We start from the raw sequence: 16,003 nt of genomic DNA, 5'->3' as shown, positions 1-16,003 counted from the left end.
GATATGGCTGCAGAAATCTCGATGTCTCCTCTGGCAACGTTGATGCTCTATTTGGTGGCCGGAACCAGCCTTGGGCTGCTGGCTCTCTTGAGTGGAATTCCGGCAGCACCACTCGCTGGTGCACTACTTGGAGCCGGGATCGTGAGTATGAGCGGTCGGTTGGATCAAGCGGTGTGGCCAACAGGCACACGCACGATTCTCGAAATCGGGATCGGCACCGTGATTGGAACAGGATTAACCCGGGCCTCCCTCGAACAGTTGCAGATCCTTTGGAGACCGGCCTTGCTGATCACGGTCACCCTTGTGCTGACGGGCATCGTGGTGGGCCTGTGGAGCAGTCGCTTGCTTGGAATCGACCCAGTGGTGGCCCTGTTGGGGGCTGCACCTGGAGGAATTAGCGGCATGAGCTTAGTGGGGGCTGAATTCGGAGTCGGCGCAGCTGTCGCGGCTTTGCACGCCGTCCGCTTGATCACCGTTCTGTTGGTGCTTCCTCTGGTGGTGCGTTTGATTCTCCCCTCGAGCCTTGGACAACCCTGACCTGGACTCGACAGTGCGCTTGTAATCGATACGTTGGGACCAATCTGATTCCGAGACCCATGCCCCGCTTCGGTCCTCAGCTCGTCTTCACCACCGTTGCTCTGATCGGTGCACTGATGGGAGGCACCCAACCGGTCCAGGCGGGCCAACAATCTGAAGACAAAGGGGCCAAGATTTACTGCTTCATGCGCTCGAGTGGCAACGACCACAGCGTGAGCTGGAACGCGGCCTACGCCGTGATTAAGCGCCAAGGCGGACAACTCTTCAAGACATCGCCGGAGCACGCCTCTGTGATGATCACGGAAGCCGTGGTGCAAGACCCCGGAAATTTCCCCGATTGCGGCCGATTCCTCGGAGATCTGTTCGGAGGTTCCCCCAACAAAGCATCCATCACATCCCTTGGAACAAGCACCACCGACACAACAAACTCTGAATCCAACAGCGTCGACGACGAGCGTTACAGCTACTAAACCCCCACGGGTCGCTGCACTCGTTCTGTCGTCTCTCCTGATCGGCTTAGCGGGCTGTCAGACCCAAAAAACACCTTCTCAAAATCAAAGGTCGATTTCCACTGAGACGAGCTGCTTAAAGCAGTACCAAGTTTCTGAACCCAATCGTGCTCTTCAAGCCTGCAATGACGCCATTGCTGCCACTCCTAATCAACCAGAACTCCTGCGAGATCGAGCCTTCATTCACACCTTGAACGGCCAGCATCAGAAGGCCTGTGAAGATGTCGCCGCAGGCCTAAAGCTGATTCGTGAGTCGACAGCTTCGGTTGACCCGATGTTGAGCCATGAGTTGGATGTACGTCAGGCCACCTGCAAACACGCACGGACCATCGCCGGCAGCGACTGACGTTCCAAGCTTTGTCGACGGGGGCCAAGAAGCACTTCGATCCGTTCGGCCTTGCTCGCCAACAAACCATCCACCAACTGATCCGCGGGGCCCAGCTGCAACCAATGGCAGGTGAGTCCATCACCCATCCCAAGGCGATGGCAGCGATCTTCGGCCTGCTCAAGATCGCCAGGAGTCCAGGGTCTCTCCAAAAGCACGACATGTCGAGCGCGATGAAGAGTGAAACCAAGGGATCCAGTGCCATACGTCGCCAGTAGGCAATTGCTTTTTCCCTGCTGAAAACGATCCACCGATTGCTGACGTTCCAGGGGGCGCTGTCGTCCCGTCATCAATTCACCACCAATCCGTTGATGCAACAGCTGAAGCGGTGCCACGAACGCACTGAACAGCACAACAGCGTGCCCCTGCTGGTGCAGCTGGTACAACAACTGTTCAGCTGCAGACAGCTTGAATTCAGCAGCAATTTGACGCATTGCCGTTAACACCGCCAACGGCTCAGCATCAGAACGCACCTCACCGAGTTGGACCCTTCGGCGGTAGTCCTCCACCACCAAGTCCACCCGATGGTCAAAGCCTGTGGACGTGTCGTCTGGCAAGACAATTGGATGGTGCTGACGCTGCTTGGGCGGGAGATCCACCACCTGCCGCTTGCGGCGGTGCAGGATCAAAGGACGCGTTAATCGACGCAACTCCTCCAACTGACTAACACCCGCGGCCTCCCAACGCTTCCCCGCCTTCCCTTCCCGCCAATGCCCCTGGCAATAGCGCTCCTCAAAGGTGCGCTGATCTCTGGCGATGGGGTGATCGATCGCTGCCAGCAGAGGAAAAAGCTGTGATGGTCGACCATTTTTCATTGGTGTCCCGGTGAGCATCCAGATCGCCCGCAACCGCGGGTGCCGAGCCAAACGAAGTAAACCCGCTGTGCGTTGAGCTTTCATCGACTGGGCGTAATGGGCCTCGTCAACAACAAGCAACGTGCCCGCAGCTGGCAGTGCATCGGGTAACCGCGCCCAACTCACCAACTGCAGCTGAAGGCCAACGGCATCTCCCTCTCGGCGCCAATGGGGGTGAAGTCCCACTGGAGCCACCACCAAAACGCGCACCTCAGCGCAGCGCACCATGGCCCGCGCCGCCAACAGCACGGTGAGGGTTTTTCCAAGGCCCATTTCATCGGCCAAAACCGCCCCACGACGAGCCAAGAGCCAACGGGCACCGGAGCGTTGATGCAACAGCGGCGTGCGACCGTCCGGGAGGCTTTGCTTCAGATCAGCCGCAGCGACAAGCTGCCGATGCTGAGGGAGCGGGGGAAGAGGCAGACGACTCCAAGCCAGCCATTCCTCTAAAGCTGCCGTGACTGTGAAACGGCGACCGAACTGCTGCTGGAGAATCCCAGCCGCGGCCAGGGGAAATTCCCAACCTCGGGTCGGCCCGTGCCAATGACCACGGGGTCGAATCCGACGCAGTTGCGCTTGTGTGACCGCATCAAAGGGGCTCACCACCCGAATTAAGCCAGCGGGCGACAGATCAAAACAGCATCGAAACGTGATCAATGTCGTGATCGACGCCTCTACAGGTGATCACCTTAATGACTTTGAAGACGACAGCGGAGATTCGTATCAAGTTTCACATCAACGTGTATAGATCTTCGAAAATGCAGCGCTCGACACATTGACTAGACTGGGACTTAAGGCAAAATATCAACAACCGATCGATTCGGATGCACAACAGAGATGCAGTCTTTCTAGATGAACTCTGTCCTAAATTGCGCGTTCGAAGATGGCGACAATCACTCCATAATCATACCGGCAAAAGTTGTATTTATTGCGGCAAACCTTCTGAGTCTATTGATCACCTTGTCCCACGAGCCAAGGGAGGACTCAGCGTGACTGAAAACTGCGTACCCGCTTGCCTCTCCTGCAACGGGCAAAAATCAGATTCGGACGTTTTCGAGTGGTATCGGCAACAGCGCTTTTACGACCCCCGTCGCGCAATGGCCATTCGCGCTTGGCTCGACGGCGACATTCGCCTTGCACTTCGCCTCTTGCAATGGGCTCAACCCGATCAGCCTCACGCACCGAAGACTCATCCACCAAAGGGCGATCCGACCATTGGGTTCCAAGCGGCTTAACGCACTACCAAACACGACACACATCAAAGGAGTGATGCCGCTGGCAAATCGTGGCCTGTGCTCGTGGATCTTCAGGGGCCAACAGCAAGGGAACGCCGAACACGAGCGCAGCCAAGATGGAGCGTGTGAGCACACCACTAATTCCCTTAGAACGCAGGGATGAGTCCGTCATGCGATCAAAACTAAACTAATACAGGTGTACTGATGCTCTCAGCACTTGTCAAGCGATGTCGACCTCTGCCAGCGCATGCACGACTGCTGGTTCTTGGAGGTGGTTACAGCGGTCGTTGCGTTGCGAAACTCGCCCGGCAGCTGGGCACACCAGTGCTGTGCACCCGTCGCGTTGCAGGACAACCCGATGCCGACCTGATCTTTGACAGCAACAACGGCCAACTGCCTGATGTCAGCGCGCTTCAAGGCATCACGCACCTACTCAGCACCATCCCTCCCCAACGACAGGGGGGCGACCCCGTGATCTCCGCCTTACTGCCACTGCTGAAAACGCTTTCACTGGAATGGGCGGGCTACCTCTCAACAACGGGCGTCTACGGCAATCGCAACGGCGAATGGGTGCAGGAAAATGATCCGCCAGCCCCAGGGTTAGACCGAAGTCGCCGTCGGCTGGAGTGCGAACAGGCTTGGTTGAATTCGGGTCTACCGGTACAAATTTTGCGGTTACCCGGGATCTACGGCCCTGGACGCTCCGTGCTCGATTCCCTCAGACAGGGCAAAGCACGGTTGATCAACAAACCTGGCCAAGTGTTTTGCCGCATTCACGTCGAAGACATTGCTGGAGCCTGTTGGCATTTGATCGATCACTCCAGCTCCAATCCAAACGATCGACCATCGATCGTGAACGTGGTGGATAACGAGCCAACGGCACCTGCTGATCTCGTTCGCCACGGAGTATCTCTCCTCGGCTGCGAACTCCCCCAGGAAGAGAACTACGACGCTATTTGCAGCGAGATGAGTCCGATGGGACGATCCTTTTGGAGTGAGAACCGCCGCGTGAGCAACAAGCTTCTCTGTGGTGATTTGAACTATTCGCTCCTTTATCCAACCTTTCGAGAGGGTTTGCAGGACTGCCTAGAACAAGACAGATTGAACTCCAGTTCCTCAGACCCCTAGGCCTAGGGCCCGCCAATCAACCGCTGAATTAAACCCTCACAAGCAACAACCCCAGCAGCAGAAAGCGCAGCACAGCAATGGGTTTTCCTGATCTCATCAGCCCTAAACAAACGATCGTGATCGCCCTTGGCGATCCCGCGGGCATTGGCATGGAGGTGGTGCTGAAGGCCCTTGGCTCGAAGGCTTTGCCACACTCCATCGAACCAGTCCTGGTGGGTTGTCGCAGCAGCCTGGAAGCGGTCTATCAGCGCTTAAAGAACACCACATCAGCGGCCCTGGCTGATCCAGCGCAACTCACCATCGATGATCAGCCACTGCAAAGCGCTGTTCCATCCGGTGCCCCAAGCGTCGAAGGAGGAGCCGCAGGTTTCCGTTGGCTCACCAGAGCGGTGGGGCTGTTGCAGCACAGCCAGGCACGCGCCCTCGTGACGGCCCCCATTGCGAAACATCTCTGGCATGCCGCTGGGCATCGTTATCCAGGGCAAACAGAACGCTTGGCTGAACTCGCTGGCAGTGAGCGCTCATCCATGCTGTTCACAGCGGTATCGCCTTACAGCGCCTGGCGACTGAACACCTTGTTAGCCACCACCCATATCCCTCTCGGAACGGTTGCTCAAACGCTCACGCCTGAGCTGGTCAACCACAAGCTGGACGTGCTCTTGGACTTCTGTCGACGATTCAATCCGCATCCTCACCTTGTGGTCTCAGGACTCAATCCCCATGCGGGAGAAGCCGGACAATTGGGCTCTGAGGAAATGACCTGGCTGACGCCGTTGATCGAACGTTGGAGAGCCCAACATCCCCGCATTCGTCTCGATGGACCGCTGCCCCCAGACACGTGTTGGCTCAGTGCAGCACGAGCCTGGCATCAACCAAACCAGCCAGGACCTGATGGGTTTCTTGCCCTGTATCACGACCAAGGGCTCATCCCGGTGAAGTTGATGGCCTTCGATGCTGCCGTGAACACCACCTTGGAATTGCCCTTCCTGAGAACATCACCCGATCACGGCACAGGCTTCGACATTGCCACCCGTGGAATCGCCCGACCGGACAGCATGATCGCCGCCATTCAGGCCGCTTGGGAACTGAGCTGAGATCAGGCTGGTTTAACGCGCATCAGCACCTGGCCAAATTCCACAGGGGTTCCGTTATCCACCAAGATCTCAACCACTTCTCCTGCGACTTCGGACTCGAGCTCATTCATCAACTTCATCGCCTCAAGGATGCAGACGGCCTGACCGACGTTGATGCGAGTTCCCACCTCAACAAAGGACGGTTCCCCAGGAGCAGGAGCTCGATAAAACGTACCCACCATTGGTGCTGTGATCTCCAAGAGATCACTTCGGGTTGATGTTGCGGCCGGCGGTGGTGAAGCGGAGTCGAGCGGCTTCACAGGAGCCGCAGCCGCCACAGGAGCCTGCATGACCGGAGCCATGACGGTCTGACCTGGGAGATTGCGACGAATCTCTAGCCGGAAGTCGTCACCTTCCAGACGAAATTCCTGAATGTCGCTCTCACCCAGCGCTTCAAGCAAGCGGTGCAGTTGTTCGTGATCCAGCTGCATAGCCATCAGTTTTCGCGTCCTAAGTACGAGTCGTTGCGGGTGTCCACCTTGATCTTTTCGCCAATCGAAAGGAACAAAGGCACCATCACTTGCGCTCCGGTTTCCAGAATGGCGGGTTTTGTGCCGCCTGTCGCGGTATCGCCTTTCACGCCAGGATCCGTTTCCTTGATCTCGAGAACCACGGAATTGGGCAGCTCCACCTCAAGCGGAGTGTCGTTCCAAGAAACGACGTTCACTTCCATCCCTTCTTTGAGGTACTTACGGCTATCCCCGATTTGAGCAGCGGTCAGCCGTGTTTCCTCGTAGCTCGACATGTCCATGAAGACGTAGTCGTCACCTTCCATGTAGGTGTGCTGGAGGGATGACTTCTCCAACAACGCCTGGGGAAGCATTTCGCCAGCACGAAATGTTTTCTCAACAACGCTTCCGTTCTTTACCGATTTGAGCTTGGTACGAACAAACGCAGACCCCTTGCCGGGCTTGACGTGAAGGAACTCGACCACGCGCCAAACGGCCCCATCGATCTCGATCGAAGTGCCAGTGCGGAAGTCGTTGCTGGAGATCATTCCAACGGAACGGTTCCGGCGATCATACGGCTGTGCCAAAGTCGCATCAGCACTGGGCTTCCCCCTTGACCCATCAGCGTTTCAAGGCCGTTCTGGTCGCCTTAATCAGCGTTGCGCTGTTCAACCTGGCAGCCCCTGCCTGGGCTGGGCTGCCTCAGGGCAATGCCGTCAAGGATCCAACGGCGATCCTTCGCGATGCGCTCCCCTTCGAGCAAGACGACATTCGTCAGCTGCAACATCGGCTGGAACTCACGAGCGACGACCTACGGGCAAAACGTTGGAGTGCCCTGGGAAAGACGGTGTCGCGCAGTCAGGCCCTCCTCAAAACAAGACGCAACACGATTCTTGATGCTGTTCCAGAGCCACTCCGTGACCAAGCCACAGCGCTGCTGAGCGACGTGGATACCGGCTTAGAGCAAATGGCCGCTCAGGTGAAAGCCGTCGACAAGCCAGCCTTCATTGTCGACCGTCGCACCACGCTGACTCGCATTGGTGACGTAGAGCGCTTGCTTGTTGAGGACGGATTCGAACGAGCCATTCCCTCCGAATTCGATGCATTGCCTCGTTTACAGGGACGGGCCGTTGTCAACATCAGCACCACCAAAGGGGACCTCACCACCGTTGTGGATGGTTACAACGCACCACTGACCTCCGGTGCGTTTGTCGACCTTGCTCTGAAGGGCTTCTATGACGGCTTGCCCTTCAACAGAGCCGAGGATTTTTACGTTCTGCAAACCGGCGACCCCGAGGGTCCAGAGATCGGATACATCGATCCATCAACGAAGCAAGAACGGCACGTTCCCCTCGAAATTCGAATTCCTAGTGAAGCCGACACGCTTTACAACGAGACGTTTGAGGACGTGGGACTGTTTAAAGCCACACCAACCCTTCCCTTTGCCACCCTTGGCACCCTGGGCTGGGCCCACTCAGCCAACGAACTCGACGACGGCTCATCCCAGTTCTTCATGTTTCTCTATGAGGCCGAGCTCACACCCGCCGGCCTCAACTTGGTGGATGGACGCAACACTGCCTTCGGCTACGTCGTTGATGGCTTCGATGTGCTCGAAGAGCTTGGTGTCGACGACGCAATCAAAACAGTGACCGTCGTTGATGGAGCCAATCAACTCAAAGCCCACGCATGAAAGAGACCCTGGGCGAGCTTGGGGAGTCGGAGCTGTTGCGACGGCTCTCTCGCTTTGCTCCTCCAGGCCAACTAAGCGACGACAGTGCGGCTCTGGAGTCGGATCCCCGGCCCATCGTGGTGAATACCGATGTTCTGGTGGACGGGATCCATTTCAGTGACGTCAGCACCAAACCCAGCGATGTGGGATGGCGAGCGGTAGCCGCCAACCTCTCCGACCTCGCCGCCAGTGGGGCGATCAGTGTGGATGGGATCACCGTGGCTCTCGTTGCACCGGGTGAAACCCCCTGGAGCTGGGTGGAAGGCGTTTACACAGGCCTCAGGGCAGCTCTCGATGCCTATGGAGGCGTCATTCTCGGTGGGGATTGCTCAAAAGGCAGCCAGCGCTTGCTATCGATCACTGCACTCGGGCGTCTGGGACCGCTTCGCTTGCACCGGGGTGACGCAAAACCAGGGGACATCCTTGTCACCAGTGGGCCCCATGGACTCAGTCGACTGGGGTTAGCCATCCTTCAGAACGACAAAGCACTCCATGGGATCGACCTTCCCGATGCTTTACGGACAGCAGCGGTCAATCAGCATCAGAGACCCATCCCGCGTCTCGCCGCCCTTCAGGAGCTCCTGAACTGCAAGCCCGAGTCGTTGCCGTGGCGAGCCGGCGGAACCGACAGCAGCGATGGATTACTGGCAGCCATTCAAGGGCTGTGCAGCAGCAGTGAGTGCGGTGCAGTCCTCGATGAGAAGCTCTTACCGCAGTCCAACGACTGGCCAAGCGGAGAACTCTGGGATCGCTGGTGCCTGGCAGGCGGCGAAGATTTCGAACTCGTCTTAAGCCTGCCGGAAGCCTGGGCACAGCGCTGGTTCGACCGTCAACCGCAGAGTCGCCAGATCGGTTGGATCACAGCTGAAAAAAACATGATCCGCTGGCGGCACAGTCGCCGACTGATCGACACCGGAGGATTCGACCATTTCAGGACAACGCCAATCCTCTGAACCATCAAAAAACCCTCCCCGAAGGAAGGGTTGATTGAATGAATGAAAACTTGGCTTACTTCCAGTTTTTGGCGACCACTTCAGCCAAATCAACAACACGCTGGCTGTAACCCCACTCGTTGTCGTACCAAGCCAAGATCTTCACAGCCTTGTCACCCATGGCGTAGGTGAGGTCGGCATCAAAAATGGTGGACTCGTTGGTACCGGCGTAGTCGGTGGAAACCAAGGGCAGATCGCTGTACTTGATGATCCCCTTCATTCCGTTCTCAGCAGCCTCCTTCATCACGGCCTGCACTTGCTCAACAGTTGCTCCCTTGGATGTTCCGAAGGTGAGGTCAACTGCCGACACGTTTGGAGTGGGGACGCGCATGGCAAAACCGGTGAGCTTGCCCTTCACTTCGGGATAAACCAAGGCAACGGCCTTGGCAGCACCAGTTGTGGTGGGAACCATATTCAGGGCAGCAGCACGGGCACGACGCAGGTCGCGGTGGCTGTTGTCGAGAATTCGCTGGTCACCGGTGTAGCTGTGAATGGTGGTCATCAGACCCCACTCCATGCCGAAGTTTTGATCCAAAACTTTGACGATTGGAGCCAGACAGTTGGTGGTGCAGCTGGCGTTGCTGAGGATGTTCCAATCCTCGTGGCGGTACTGATCGTCGTTGACGCCCACCACAAATGTGCCCACACCAGCGCCCTTACCAGGAGCAGTGAGGATCACTTTTTTGGCACCAGCCTGGATATGCATGCTGGCTTTTTCATCAGTGTTGAAGACACCGGTGGATTCGATCACCAGGTCAACGCCCCAATCCTTCCATGGGCAATTGAGGGGGTTGCGGTCAGCAAAGAATTTGATCTCTTTGCCGTTGATGATCATCGTGTCATCAGTGGTTTGGATGTCGACAGACGGATCCAAACGCCCCAAAATGGAGTCGTAGGTAAGTAGGTGGGCACTGGTCTTGGGATCAGATGTGGAGTTCATCCCCACAATTTCCAAACCGGTATCTGCCCCACGGCTGATCCAACCCCGCAAAACATTGCGACCAATTCGGCCGAATCCATTGATCGCAACGCGCAGGGTCATAGAAATAGCGGTAAAACCGCGTAATGCTTTTGGGCGCCGATCATACAGAAATTGACGGAATTTCTTTGCCCAACTTTGAAATTTCTCGGTTAATCCGTCCCATCGACGGTGGGACAAGGTCAAAAAACTGACCTATCTTTCAGCCCTTCGTAGCCGTCCTTTGCCACGCCTGCTCACGCCCCAAACACCTGTTCATTTCATCGGTGTAGGCGGTATTGGGATGTCGGCGCTGGCAAAAATTTTGGTAGACCGCGGCCACCCAGTCAGCGGTTCGGACCCCCGTGACAACCCCACGGTTCAGCATCTTGAAAGTCGAGGCGTCACCGTTTTTAAAGAGCAAACCGCTGAATGCATTCAATCGGTGCTCGCCACAAATCAGCAGCCACCGGTGGTGGTGATCAGCACAGCAATTCCAGACACCAATCCCGAGTTAGAAAACGCCCGCGCGCATCAGCTGGCGATCTGGCATCGATCGGATCTCCTGGCTGCCCTGATCGATCAACAAGCCTCGATTGCTGTGGCGGGGAGTCACGGAAAAACAACCACCAGCACACTGATCACCACCTTGCTGATCGAAGCCGGTGAAGATCCCACCGCCGTGATTGGTGGGGTTGTTCCATGCCTTGGCAGCAACGGTCATTCCGGTCAAGGTCGGTTGTTGGTAGCCGAAGCAGACGAATCCGACGGATCGCTCGTGAAGTTCAGGCCCAGCCTTGGGGTGATCACCAACCTGGAACTCGATCACACCGACCATTACGACGGCTTGGATGATCTGATCTCAACCCTGCAACGTTTTGGTGGGGGTTGCGAACGGTTGATCGCGAACTACGACGACCCAATCCTTCAGGAGCATTTTGAGCCGACAGCCTGGTGGTCGAACAAGCAAAGCGAGAACATTGCCTTCGCAGCTTTGCCACTGCAACTTGATGGCGATCGATGTACGGCGCGGTTTTACGAGAACGGCTCTGCAGTGGGTGACTTCACCTTGCCGATGGCTGGTCTCCACAATTTGAGCAACGCCACGGCTGCCTTAGCGGCTTGCCGGATGGAAGGTATTCCGTTTGAAGCGTTGGTCGAAGGCCTGGCTCAACTCCAAGCCCCTGGCCGCCGCTTTGATCTAAGGGGCACCTGGGAGGGGCGGCACATCGTTGATGACTACGCCCACCATCCCAGCGAAGTGCGCGCGACGTTGACGATGGCGCAACTCATGGTGAGCAGTGGGCGCAGTCCGCTTCCATCACCACCACAACGACTCGTGGCCGTGTTTCAACCACACCGTTTCAGTCGCACCCAACAATTTTTTGAAGCCTTTGCCGAAGCACTTCAAAACTGTGACGCACTCCTTCTTGCTCCGGTTTATGCGGCCGGTGAACAAACAATTCCTGGCGTTTGCAGCAACGCGCTCGCCCAACGCATCCGATCGTTGCGACCAGACCTCGAAATCGAGGTTGCGGAGAATCTCAATCAGCTCACCGATCTGGTGAAGCAACGCAGCCGGCCTGATGACCTTGTGCTCGCCATGGGAGCTGGCACCGTGAACAGCCTCTGGGGACGACTGACCGAATGACGCAGCTATCGCCCCCCCATGCCAACGCCAAGTTGGCGGACTACACCACCTGGCGGGTCGGTGGACCTGCCCAATGGCTGGCGGAGCCCACGACGATTGCCGAAACCATCGCGTGGGTGGAATGGGCCGAACACAAAGGGGTTCCCTGCCAAGTGATTGGAGCCGGCTCCAACCTGCTCATTCACGACGATGGATTGCCTGGGCTGAGCCTCTGCTTACGCAAATTGCAAGATCACAGCATCGACGTCGAAGCCGGTGTTGTGGAAGCCCTGGCTGGTGAACCCATCCCTTCCCTTGCTAGACGAGCAGCCCGCGCCGGACTCCACGGACTGGAGTGGGCCGTGGGGATCCCAGGAACGGTTGGTGGTGCCGCTGTGATGAACGCCGGAGCACAAGGAGGGTGCACGGCAGATTCTTTGATTTCGGTTCGGGTGATGCCGAAACAAGGCGGAGAAAGCTTTGATCTGCATTGCGATGAACTGGATTTCGCCTACCGCCACAGCCGGCTACAAGCGGACAACTTCGTTGTGCTGTCCGCACGTTTTCAGCTCGAGCCCGGCCATGACCCAAAGGAACTGAGTCGTGTCACGAAAGAAAATCTCAACCACCGAACAACCACCCAGCCTTATCAGCAACCAAGTTGCGGCAGCGTGTTTCGCAATCCTGAACCGCAAAAGGCTGGGAAGCTGATCGAAAATTTGGGGCTCAAAGGAACCCGCATCGGTGGTGCTGAAGTGTCCACCATGCACGCCAATTTCATCGTGAACATTGGCGATGCCCAGGCCAACGACATCGATGCATTGATTCATTTGGTGCAAGACCGTGTTGAAGCCGAACACGGACTTCGCCTCCACCCAGAAGTCAAACGACTGGGATTTGCTGCCACCGCTTAATCTGCCCGCTCATTCAGAATCTCAATGGCAGGCTTCGGACTCCCCAATTTCGGTCAGCTCACCGAAGCCTTCCGCAAGGCGCAACAGATCCAGCAAGACGCCCAAGCTCTTCAAGAAGAGTTGGATGGCATGGAGATCGAGGGCAAAAACTCCGATGGCCGCGCCAGTGTTTGGCTCTCTGGCAACCAACAGCCTCTGCGCGTCCGTCTCGATCCAGCACTCGTTCAAGACGGTGCCGAGGCCTGTGAAACAGCAACGCTTGAAGCCCTTCAAGCAGCCTATGAACAATCCACAGCCACAATGAAAGGCCGCATGGAGGAGCTCACAGGCGGCTTGAACCTCAACCTCCCCGGGATGGGCGGCTGAGGCTGACAACCTCGTCCAATGCCTTGATGTAGAGGCCATAACGCTCCCACGATTTGGACACACCACACCCAGGTTCACCGCGATGCAAGCAGTCGCGAAACCGACATGGCCATGGATCCAATTGACGTCGTAACTCTGGGAACAAAACCCCCAACTCATGGGGGTCATCCGGCAACTCCGGGCGGTTAAAACCTGGCGTATCAGCCACTCTGGCCTCGTCCCCAATCGGGAACAACTCCACGTGCCGCGTCGTATGACGCCCCCGCTGCAACCGCCCTGAAACCGCACCAACCCGAAGCGACAAATGGGGCAAAAGACTGTTCAGCACGCTGCTTTTTCCAACACCTGAGGGGCCACAAAGCACCGCAAGCGTTGTGCTCTGCAATCGCTTTTGCAACACCTTTATCCCAGAACCGGATTCGCTCGAGAGGGGAAGGGGGTCATACCCCCAACCGCGCAAGCGCTCACACAGCTGGGTTAACGCTTCCGCAGAGACAAGATCCACTTTTGTAAGAACCAGCTGCACATCCAAACCCGTGCGTTCAGCCGTGAGGAGGAACCGACTCGCCTGATCGGGATCAAAGGCAGGCTGATCCACCGCCAGCGCCACCACCACCAACGACACATTGGCCACCGGTGGCCGCGTCAACCAGCTCTGGCGAGGGGAAACCTCAGACACCACAGCTCTCGCCGCATTGGCATCAATCGCATCGACCCGAACCCGATCCCCGACATTGACTTCCTGACCTCGGTGGGTCAGACGCGACCGACGGGTGCACAACAATCGTGCTGGACATCCCTCCGGAGCAGCATCCAGCTCGACCTCGAGGTAGTTGGCTTGCAGCGCTACAACAATCCCGTCTCTGCCATCAGCCACCACAGGTCACCTGCAGGTGCACCCAGGCTGGATCATCCCCAGACACGACCACCTGGTGGCCTGCATCGCGCAATCCAGGCACCACCATCTCCTCGGGTTCACCACGATCGAGATCAACATCGAGTTGATCGCCCGGATGCATGGTTTCCAAAGTGAGCTTGCAACGGACGAAGTTGACCGGACAAGGGGTTCCTCTCAAATCGAGGGAACGGGAGTCCGTCATTTCTGGCCAAACAAGCGGGCAAACAGTCCACTGTTGTGATGGTGGTGTTGCTTCCCTCGAGCGGAGTGGTGACCCGCCAAACGCTCCAACAGTTCCCGCTCAGGATCGGAAATGCGCTTCGGCAGTTCCACCGTGACCGTGATGCGCTGATCGCCGCGGGCAACAGGGTTGCCCAATTTGGGGATCCCCTGATTGGCCAAGGTCAAGACGGTGCCGGGCTGTGTTCCCGCTGGAATGTCGAGTTCTTGCTTGCCTTCAACGGTTTCCACTTCAATCGTGTCGCCGAGGATGGCCTGGAGATAACTGACCTTCACTTCAGAGAGAAGGTTGAGACCATCACGACGCAAACGGGGATGGGACTTAACCGTTAGAAAAACGTAGAGATCCCCCGACGGACCCCCCCGAGGGCCGGCATTGCCTTCACCGGAAACGCGCAAACGCGTGCCGGTATCGACCCCAGCGGGAATGTTGATGCGCAGCTTTTTACGCACCTGGTGAACTCCTTGGCCCCCACAAGCTCCACAGGGATCGGCAATCACTTGGCCGGTGCCCTCGCAATTGGGGCACTCCGCCACCTGGGTAAAGCTGCCAAACGGTGTTCGCGTGGCTCGCCTCACTTGCCCAGCACCACCACAGGTTCCACAAGTTGTGGGAGAGCTGCCGGGTTTGGCACCACTTCCACCGCAGGTGTCGCAGGTCTCCAAATGCGGAATCTTGATTTCCTGCTCTTGACCGAAGACCGCCTGCTCAAAATCAATCGTGAGGTCGTAGCGGAGGTCATCCCCTTGCTGAGGCCCACGCCGTCGTGGGCGCCCCCCCGAAGCACCCGGACCACCAAATCCCTGGAAAAACGTCTCGAATAAGTCGGAAAAACCGCCCATGTCGCCCATGTCTGGGCCACCGGCTGCACCCCCAACGCCAGCTTCTCCAAACTGGTCGTATCGGGCCCGAGTCTGGGGGTCGTTCAAGACCTCGTAGGCGCGACCGATTTCCTTGAACTTGTCTTCGGCGCCCGCTTCTTTATTGATGTCCGGGTGGTACTGACGAGCCATCTTCCGGTAGGCACGCTTCAGTGAATCCGCATCGGCATCCCGACTTACCCCAAGCAGGTCGTAATAGTCGGCCATCAGGCGTCACCCTCTTGGGGCTGTTCCGATGCTGCATCTGAGCTGCTTTCTGGCCCTGGCCCCATCGACACTTTCACCATGGCGTGTCGCAGAACCCTGCCATCACGGTGATAACCCCGTTGGAGCTCCTCACAAACGATGTCTTCCGCATGCTCCTGATTTTCTTCCCGAAGCACTGCCTCGTGGAGAGTTGGATCGAACTCTTGGCCAACAACTTCCATCCGCGCGACACCTTGCTGCTTCAACACATCGACAAGCTGTTTGTAGAGGCCCTGATAACTGCGATGGAGGGCCTGGGCTTCTTCCCCTTCAGGGTTGAGCTGCTGACGGGCGCGCTCGAAATTGTCCACCACAGGAAGGATTTCAGTGAGCGTTGAGCAGACCAGCTGCTGACGTAGGTCGTCTTGATCACGCGCCTGACGCTTTCGAAAATTGTCGAAATCCGCCGCGATGCGCATGTACTGCGATTGAACTGCTTCGTGTTCTTGCTTCAGGGAATTGAGTTCCTGCTCAAGCTGCTGGAGGCGGTTCGCTGGATCGATTTCCGTGTCCAACGTGGGAGTTTCCTCCACAACAGGATCAATCGGGGTGCCGGCATCGACGTCCGGAATCGCGGGAACATCGTTGGATTCGACGTTTTGATCCTGCGCTGAAGTGGAGGCGTCGCCGCTCATGCTGACCGCTCAGGGATTGCTATGTAGACATGTTGTAGGAAAAAGCTCTCCTCCCACAAGCTGCGGAAGCCCGCACCTCGTTCTGATCGATGACCCTGACTCAGCCGAGTTCTGATGCCAACAACGGCGCCCGACAGCGGTTTGAGCTGGAATTGCTCCTGCAACGGACGGTCCCAAATCCCGATCAACTGAGTCGCAGCAAAGACCTGCTGCAGGGTGCCATTCCGGAGATCAGTCCTGACGACTGGAGTTGTTGATTGATTTTTCGAAGATAATTCTTACT

Annotated in this window: 21 protein-coding genes; 12 read left to right on the top strand and 9 right to left on the bottom strand. The window is 57.2% G+C overall.

What is annotated here, in order from left to right; translation table 11 throughout:
- Positions 1 to 3: 3 nt before the first annotated feature.
- The 3 genes from SYNCC9902_RS00185 to SYNCC9902_RS12825 are packed head-to-tail and all read left to right on the top strand — an operon-like array spanning position 4 to position 1,392.
- Positions 4 to 537, top strand: coding sequence for an AbrB family transcriptional regulator (locus SYNCC9902_RS00185; RefSeq protein WP_011358879.1), 534 nt, complete (start codon positions 4 to 6; stop codon positions 535 to 537).
- 59 nt (positions 538 to 596) lie between these two features.
- Positions 597 to 1,007 (top strand): DUF6554 family protein, encoded by a 411-nt coding sequence (locus SYNCC9902_RS00180; protein ID WP_041424673.1) that lies wholly within the window; start codon positions 597 to 599, stop codon positions 1,005 to 1,007.
- On the top strand, positions 937 to 1,392 hold the full coding sequence (locus tag SYNCC9902_RS12825) for a hypothetical protein (protein ID WP_232179229.1): 456 nt from the start codon (positions 937 to 939) through the stop codon (positions 1,390 to 1,392). Before SYNCC9902_RS00180 ends, SYNCC9902_RS12825 begins: the two co-directional genes overlap by 71 nt.
- Here the strand turns inward: SYNCC9902_RS12825 and SYNCC9902_RS00175 are convergent.
- Positions 1,347 to 2,897 (bottom strand): DEAD/DEAH box helicase, encoded by a 1,551-nt coding sequence (locus SYNCC9902_RS00175; protein ID WP_232179309.1) that lies wholly within the window; start codon positions 2,895 to 2,897, stop codon positions 1,347 to 1,349. The genes SYNCC9902_RS12825 and SYNCC9902_RS00175 overlap by 46 nt on opposite strands.
- Before the next feature lie 212 nt (positions 2,898 to 3,109).
- Between SYNCC9902_RS00175 and SYNCC9902_RS00170 the strand changes: the two genes are divergently transcribed.
- Entirely contained in the window at positions 3,110 to 3,520 is a 411-nt protein-coding gene (locus SYNCC9902_RS00170; protein WP_011358876.1) for an HNH endonuclease, read from the top strand.
- Positions 3,521 to 3,524: 4 nt separating this feature from the next.
- Here the strand turns inward: SYNCC9902_RS00170 and SYNCC9902_RS12280 are convergent, their stop codons facing one another.
- A complete protein-coding gene (locus tag SYNCC9902_RS12280) occupies positions 3,525 to 3,692 on the bottom strand; it encodes a serine protease inhibitor (RefSeq protein WP_156771023.1) in 168 nt (55 codons plus the stop codon).
- A gap of 32 nt (positions 3,693 to 3,724) precedes the next feature.
- Here SYNCC9902_RS12280 and SYNCC9902_RS00165 point away from each other — a divergent pair, with 32 nt between their 5' ends.
- Positions 3,725 to 4,648 carry an SDR family oxidoreductase gene (locus SYNCC9902_RS00165; RefSeq protein WP_011358875.1) on the top strand — a complete coding sequence of 308 codons (924 nt, stop codon included), beginning with the start codon at positions 3,725 to 3,727 and terminating at the stop codon, positions 4,646 to 4,648.
- A 77-nt stretch (positions 4,649 to 4,725) separates the two neighbouring features.
- The gene (gene pdxA, locus SYNCC9902_RS00160; protein ID WP_011358874.1) at positions 4,726 to 5,742 is read left to right on the top strand and encodes a 4-hydroxythreonine-4-phosphate dehydrogenase PdxA; all 1,017 of its coding nucleotides are present in this window, start codon (positions 4,726 to 4,728) and stop codon (positions 5,740 to 5,742) included.
- A 2-nt stretch (positions 5,743 to 5,744) separates the two neighbouring features.
- Here the strand turns inward: pdxA and accB are convergent, their stop codons facing one another.
- Both accB and efp read right to left on the bottom strand, forming a co-directional pair.
- Positions 5,745 to 6,218, bottom strand: a complete 474-nt coding sequence (gene accB, locus SYNCC9902_RS00155) for an acetyl-CoA carboxylase biotin carboxyl carrier protein (RefSeq protein ID WP_011358873.1) — start codon at positions 6,216 to 6,218, stop codon at positions 5,745 to 5,747.
- Entirely contained in the window at positions 6,218 to 6,778 is a 561-nt protein-coding gene (efp, locus tag SYNCC9902_RS00150) for an elongation factor P (RefSeq protein ID WP_009788525.1), read from the bottom strand. The genes accB and efp overlap by 1 nt, the downstream gene beginning before the upstream one ends.
- A gap of 65 nt (positions 6,779 to 6,843) precedes the next feature.
- On the opposite strand from efp, the gene SYNCC9902_RS00145 reads away from it, so the two are divergent.
- Together SYNCC9902_RS00145 and thiL are read left to right on the top strand one after the other, a co-directional pair.
- Positions 6,844 to 7,920: a peptidylprolyl isomerase gene (locus SYNCC9902_RS00145; RefSeq protein WP_041425248.1), complete on the top strand. Its 1,077-nt coding sequence runs from the start codon at positions 6,844 to 6,846 to the stop codon at positions 7,918 to 7,920.
- Positions 7,917 to 8,912, top strand: coding sequence for a thiamine-phosphate kinase (thiL, locus tag SYNCC9902_RS00140; RefSeq protein ID WP_011358871.1), 996 nt, complete (start codon positions 7,917 to 7,919; stop codon positions 8,910 to 8,912). Before SYNCC9902_RS00145 ends, thiL begins: the two co-directional genes overlap by 4 nt.
- Positions 8,913 to 8,967: 55 nt before the next feature.
- Here thiL and gap read toward each other — a convergent pair whose 3' ends face one another.
- Positions 8,968 to 9,993 (bottom strand): type I glyceraldehyde-3-phosphate dehydrogenase, encoded by a 1,026-nt coding sequence (gene gap / locus SYNCC9902_RS00135; protein WP_009788528.1) that lies wholly within the window; start codon positions 9,991 to 9,993, stop codon positions 8,968 to 8,970.
- Positions 9,994 to 10,153: 160 nt separating this feature from the next.
- On the opposite strand from gap, the gene murC reads away from it, so the two are divergent.
- From murC to SYNCC9902_RS00120, 3 genes are read left to right on the top strand one after another with little or no spacing between them, the layout of a single operon-like run.
- Complete coding sequence (gene murC / locus SYNCC9902_RS00130) at positions 10,154 to 11,560, top strand: UDP-N-acetylmuramate--L-alanine ligase (protein WP_011358870.1); 1,407 nt, start codon at positions 10,154 to 10,156, stop codon at positions 11,558 to 11,560.
- Positions 11,557 to 12,453 (top strand): UDP-N-acetylmuramate dehydrogenase, encoded by an 897-nt coding sequence (gene murB, locus SYNCC9902_RS00125; protein WP_011358869.1) that lies wholly within the window; start codon positions 11,557 to 11,559, stop codon positions 12,451 to 12,453. Before murC ends, murB begins: the two co-directional genes overlap by 4 nt.
- Before the next feature lie 24 nt (positions 12,454 to 12,477).
- Entirely contained in the window at positions 12,478 to 12,819 is a 342-nt protein-coding gene (locus SYNCC9902_RS00120; RefSeq protein WP_011358868.1) for a YbaB/EbfC family nucleoid-associated protein, read from the top strand.
- On the opposite strand, the gene rsgA is transcribed toward SYNCC9902_RS00120, so the two are convergent.
- From rsgA to grpE, 4 genes are read right to left on the bottom strand one after another with little or no spacing between them, the layout of a single operon-like run.
- Complete coding sequence (gene rsgA / locus SYNCC9902_RS00115) at positions 12,794 to 13,696, bottom strand: ribosome small subunit-dependent GTPase A (protein WP_011358867.1); 903 nt, start codon at positions 13,694 to 13,696, stop codon at positions 12,794 to 12,796. The two genes, SYNCC9902_RS00120 and rsgA, sit on opposite strands and share 26 nt — an antisense overlap.
- On the bottom strand, positions 13,689 to 13,919 hold the full coding sequence (locus tag SYNCC9902_RS00110; RefSeq protein WP_011358866.1) for a sulfurtransferase TusA family protein: 231 nt from the start codon (positions 13,917 to 13,919) through the stop codon (positions 13,689 to 13,691). Before SYNCC9902_RS00110 ends, rsgA begins: the two co-directional genes overlap by 8 nt.
- Positions 13,916 to 15,046, bottom strand: a complete 1,131-nt coding sequence (dnaJ, locus tag SYNCC9902_RS00105; protein ID WP_011358865.1) for a molecular chaperone DnaJ — start codon at positions 15,044 to 15,046, stop codon at positions 13,916 to 13,918. Before dnaJ ends, SYNCC9902_RS00110 begins: the two co-directional genes overlap by 4 nt.
- The gene (gene grpE / locus SYNCC9902_RS00100; RefSeq protein ID WP_011358864.1) at positions 15,046 to 15,720 is read right to left on the bottom strand and encodes a nucleotide exchange factor GrpE; all 675 of its coding nucleotides are present in this window, start codon (positions 15,718 to 15,720) and stop codon (positions 15,046 to 15,048) included. Before grpE ends, dnaJ begins: the two co-directional genes overlap by 1 nt.
- Before the next feature lie 89 nt (positions 15,721 to 15,809).
- On the opposite strand from grpE, the gene SYNCC9902_RS00095 reads away from it, so the two are divergent.
- Positions 15,810 to 15,977, top strand: coding sequence for a hypothetical protein (locus tag SYNCC9902_RS00095; protein WP_011358863.1), 168 nt, complete (start codon positions 15,810 to 15,812; stop codon positions 15,975 to 15,977).
- The last annotated feature ends 26 nt before the right edge of the window (positions 15,978 to 16,003 follow it).

Origin of the sequence: Synechococcus sp. CC9902, assembly GCF_000012505.1 — a bacterium.
Classification (GTDB): Bacteria; Cyanobacteriota; Cyanobacteriia; order PCC-6307; family Cyanobiaceae; genus Parasynechococcus.
This window is presented reverse-complemented; position numbering and strand designations above follow the sequence as displayed.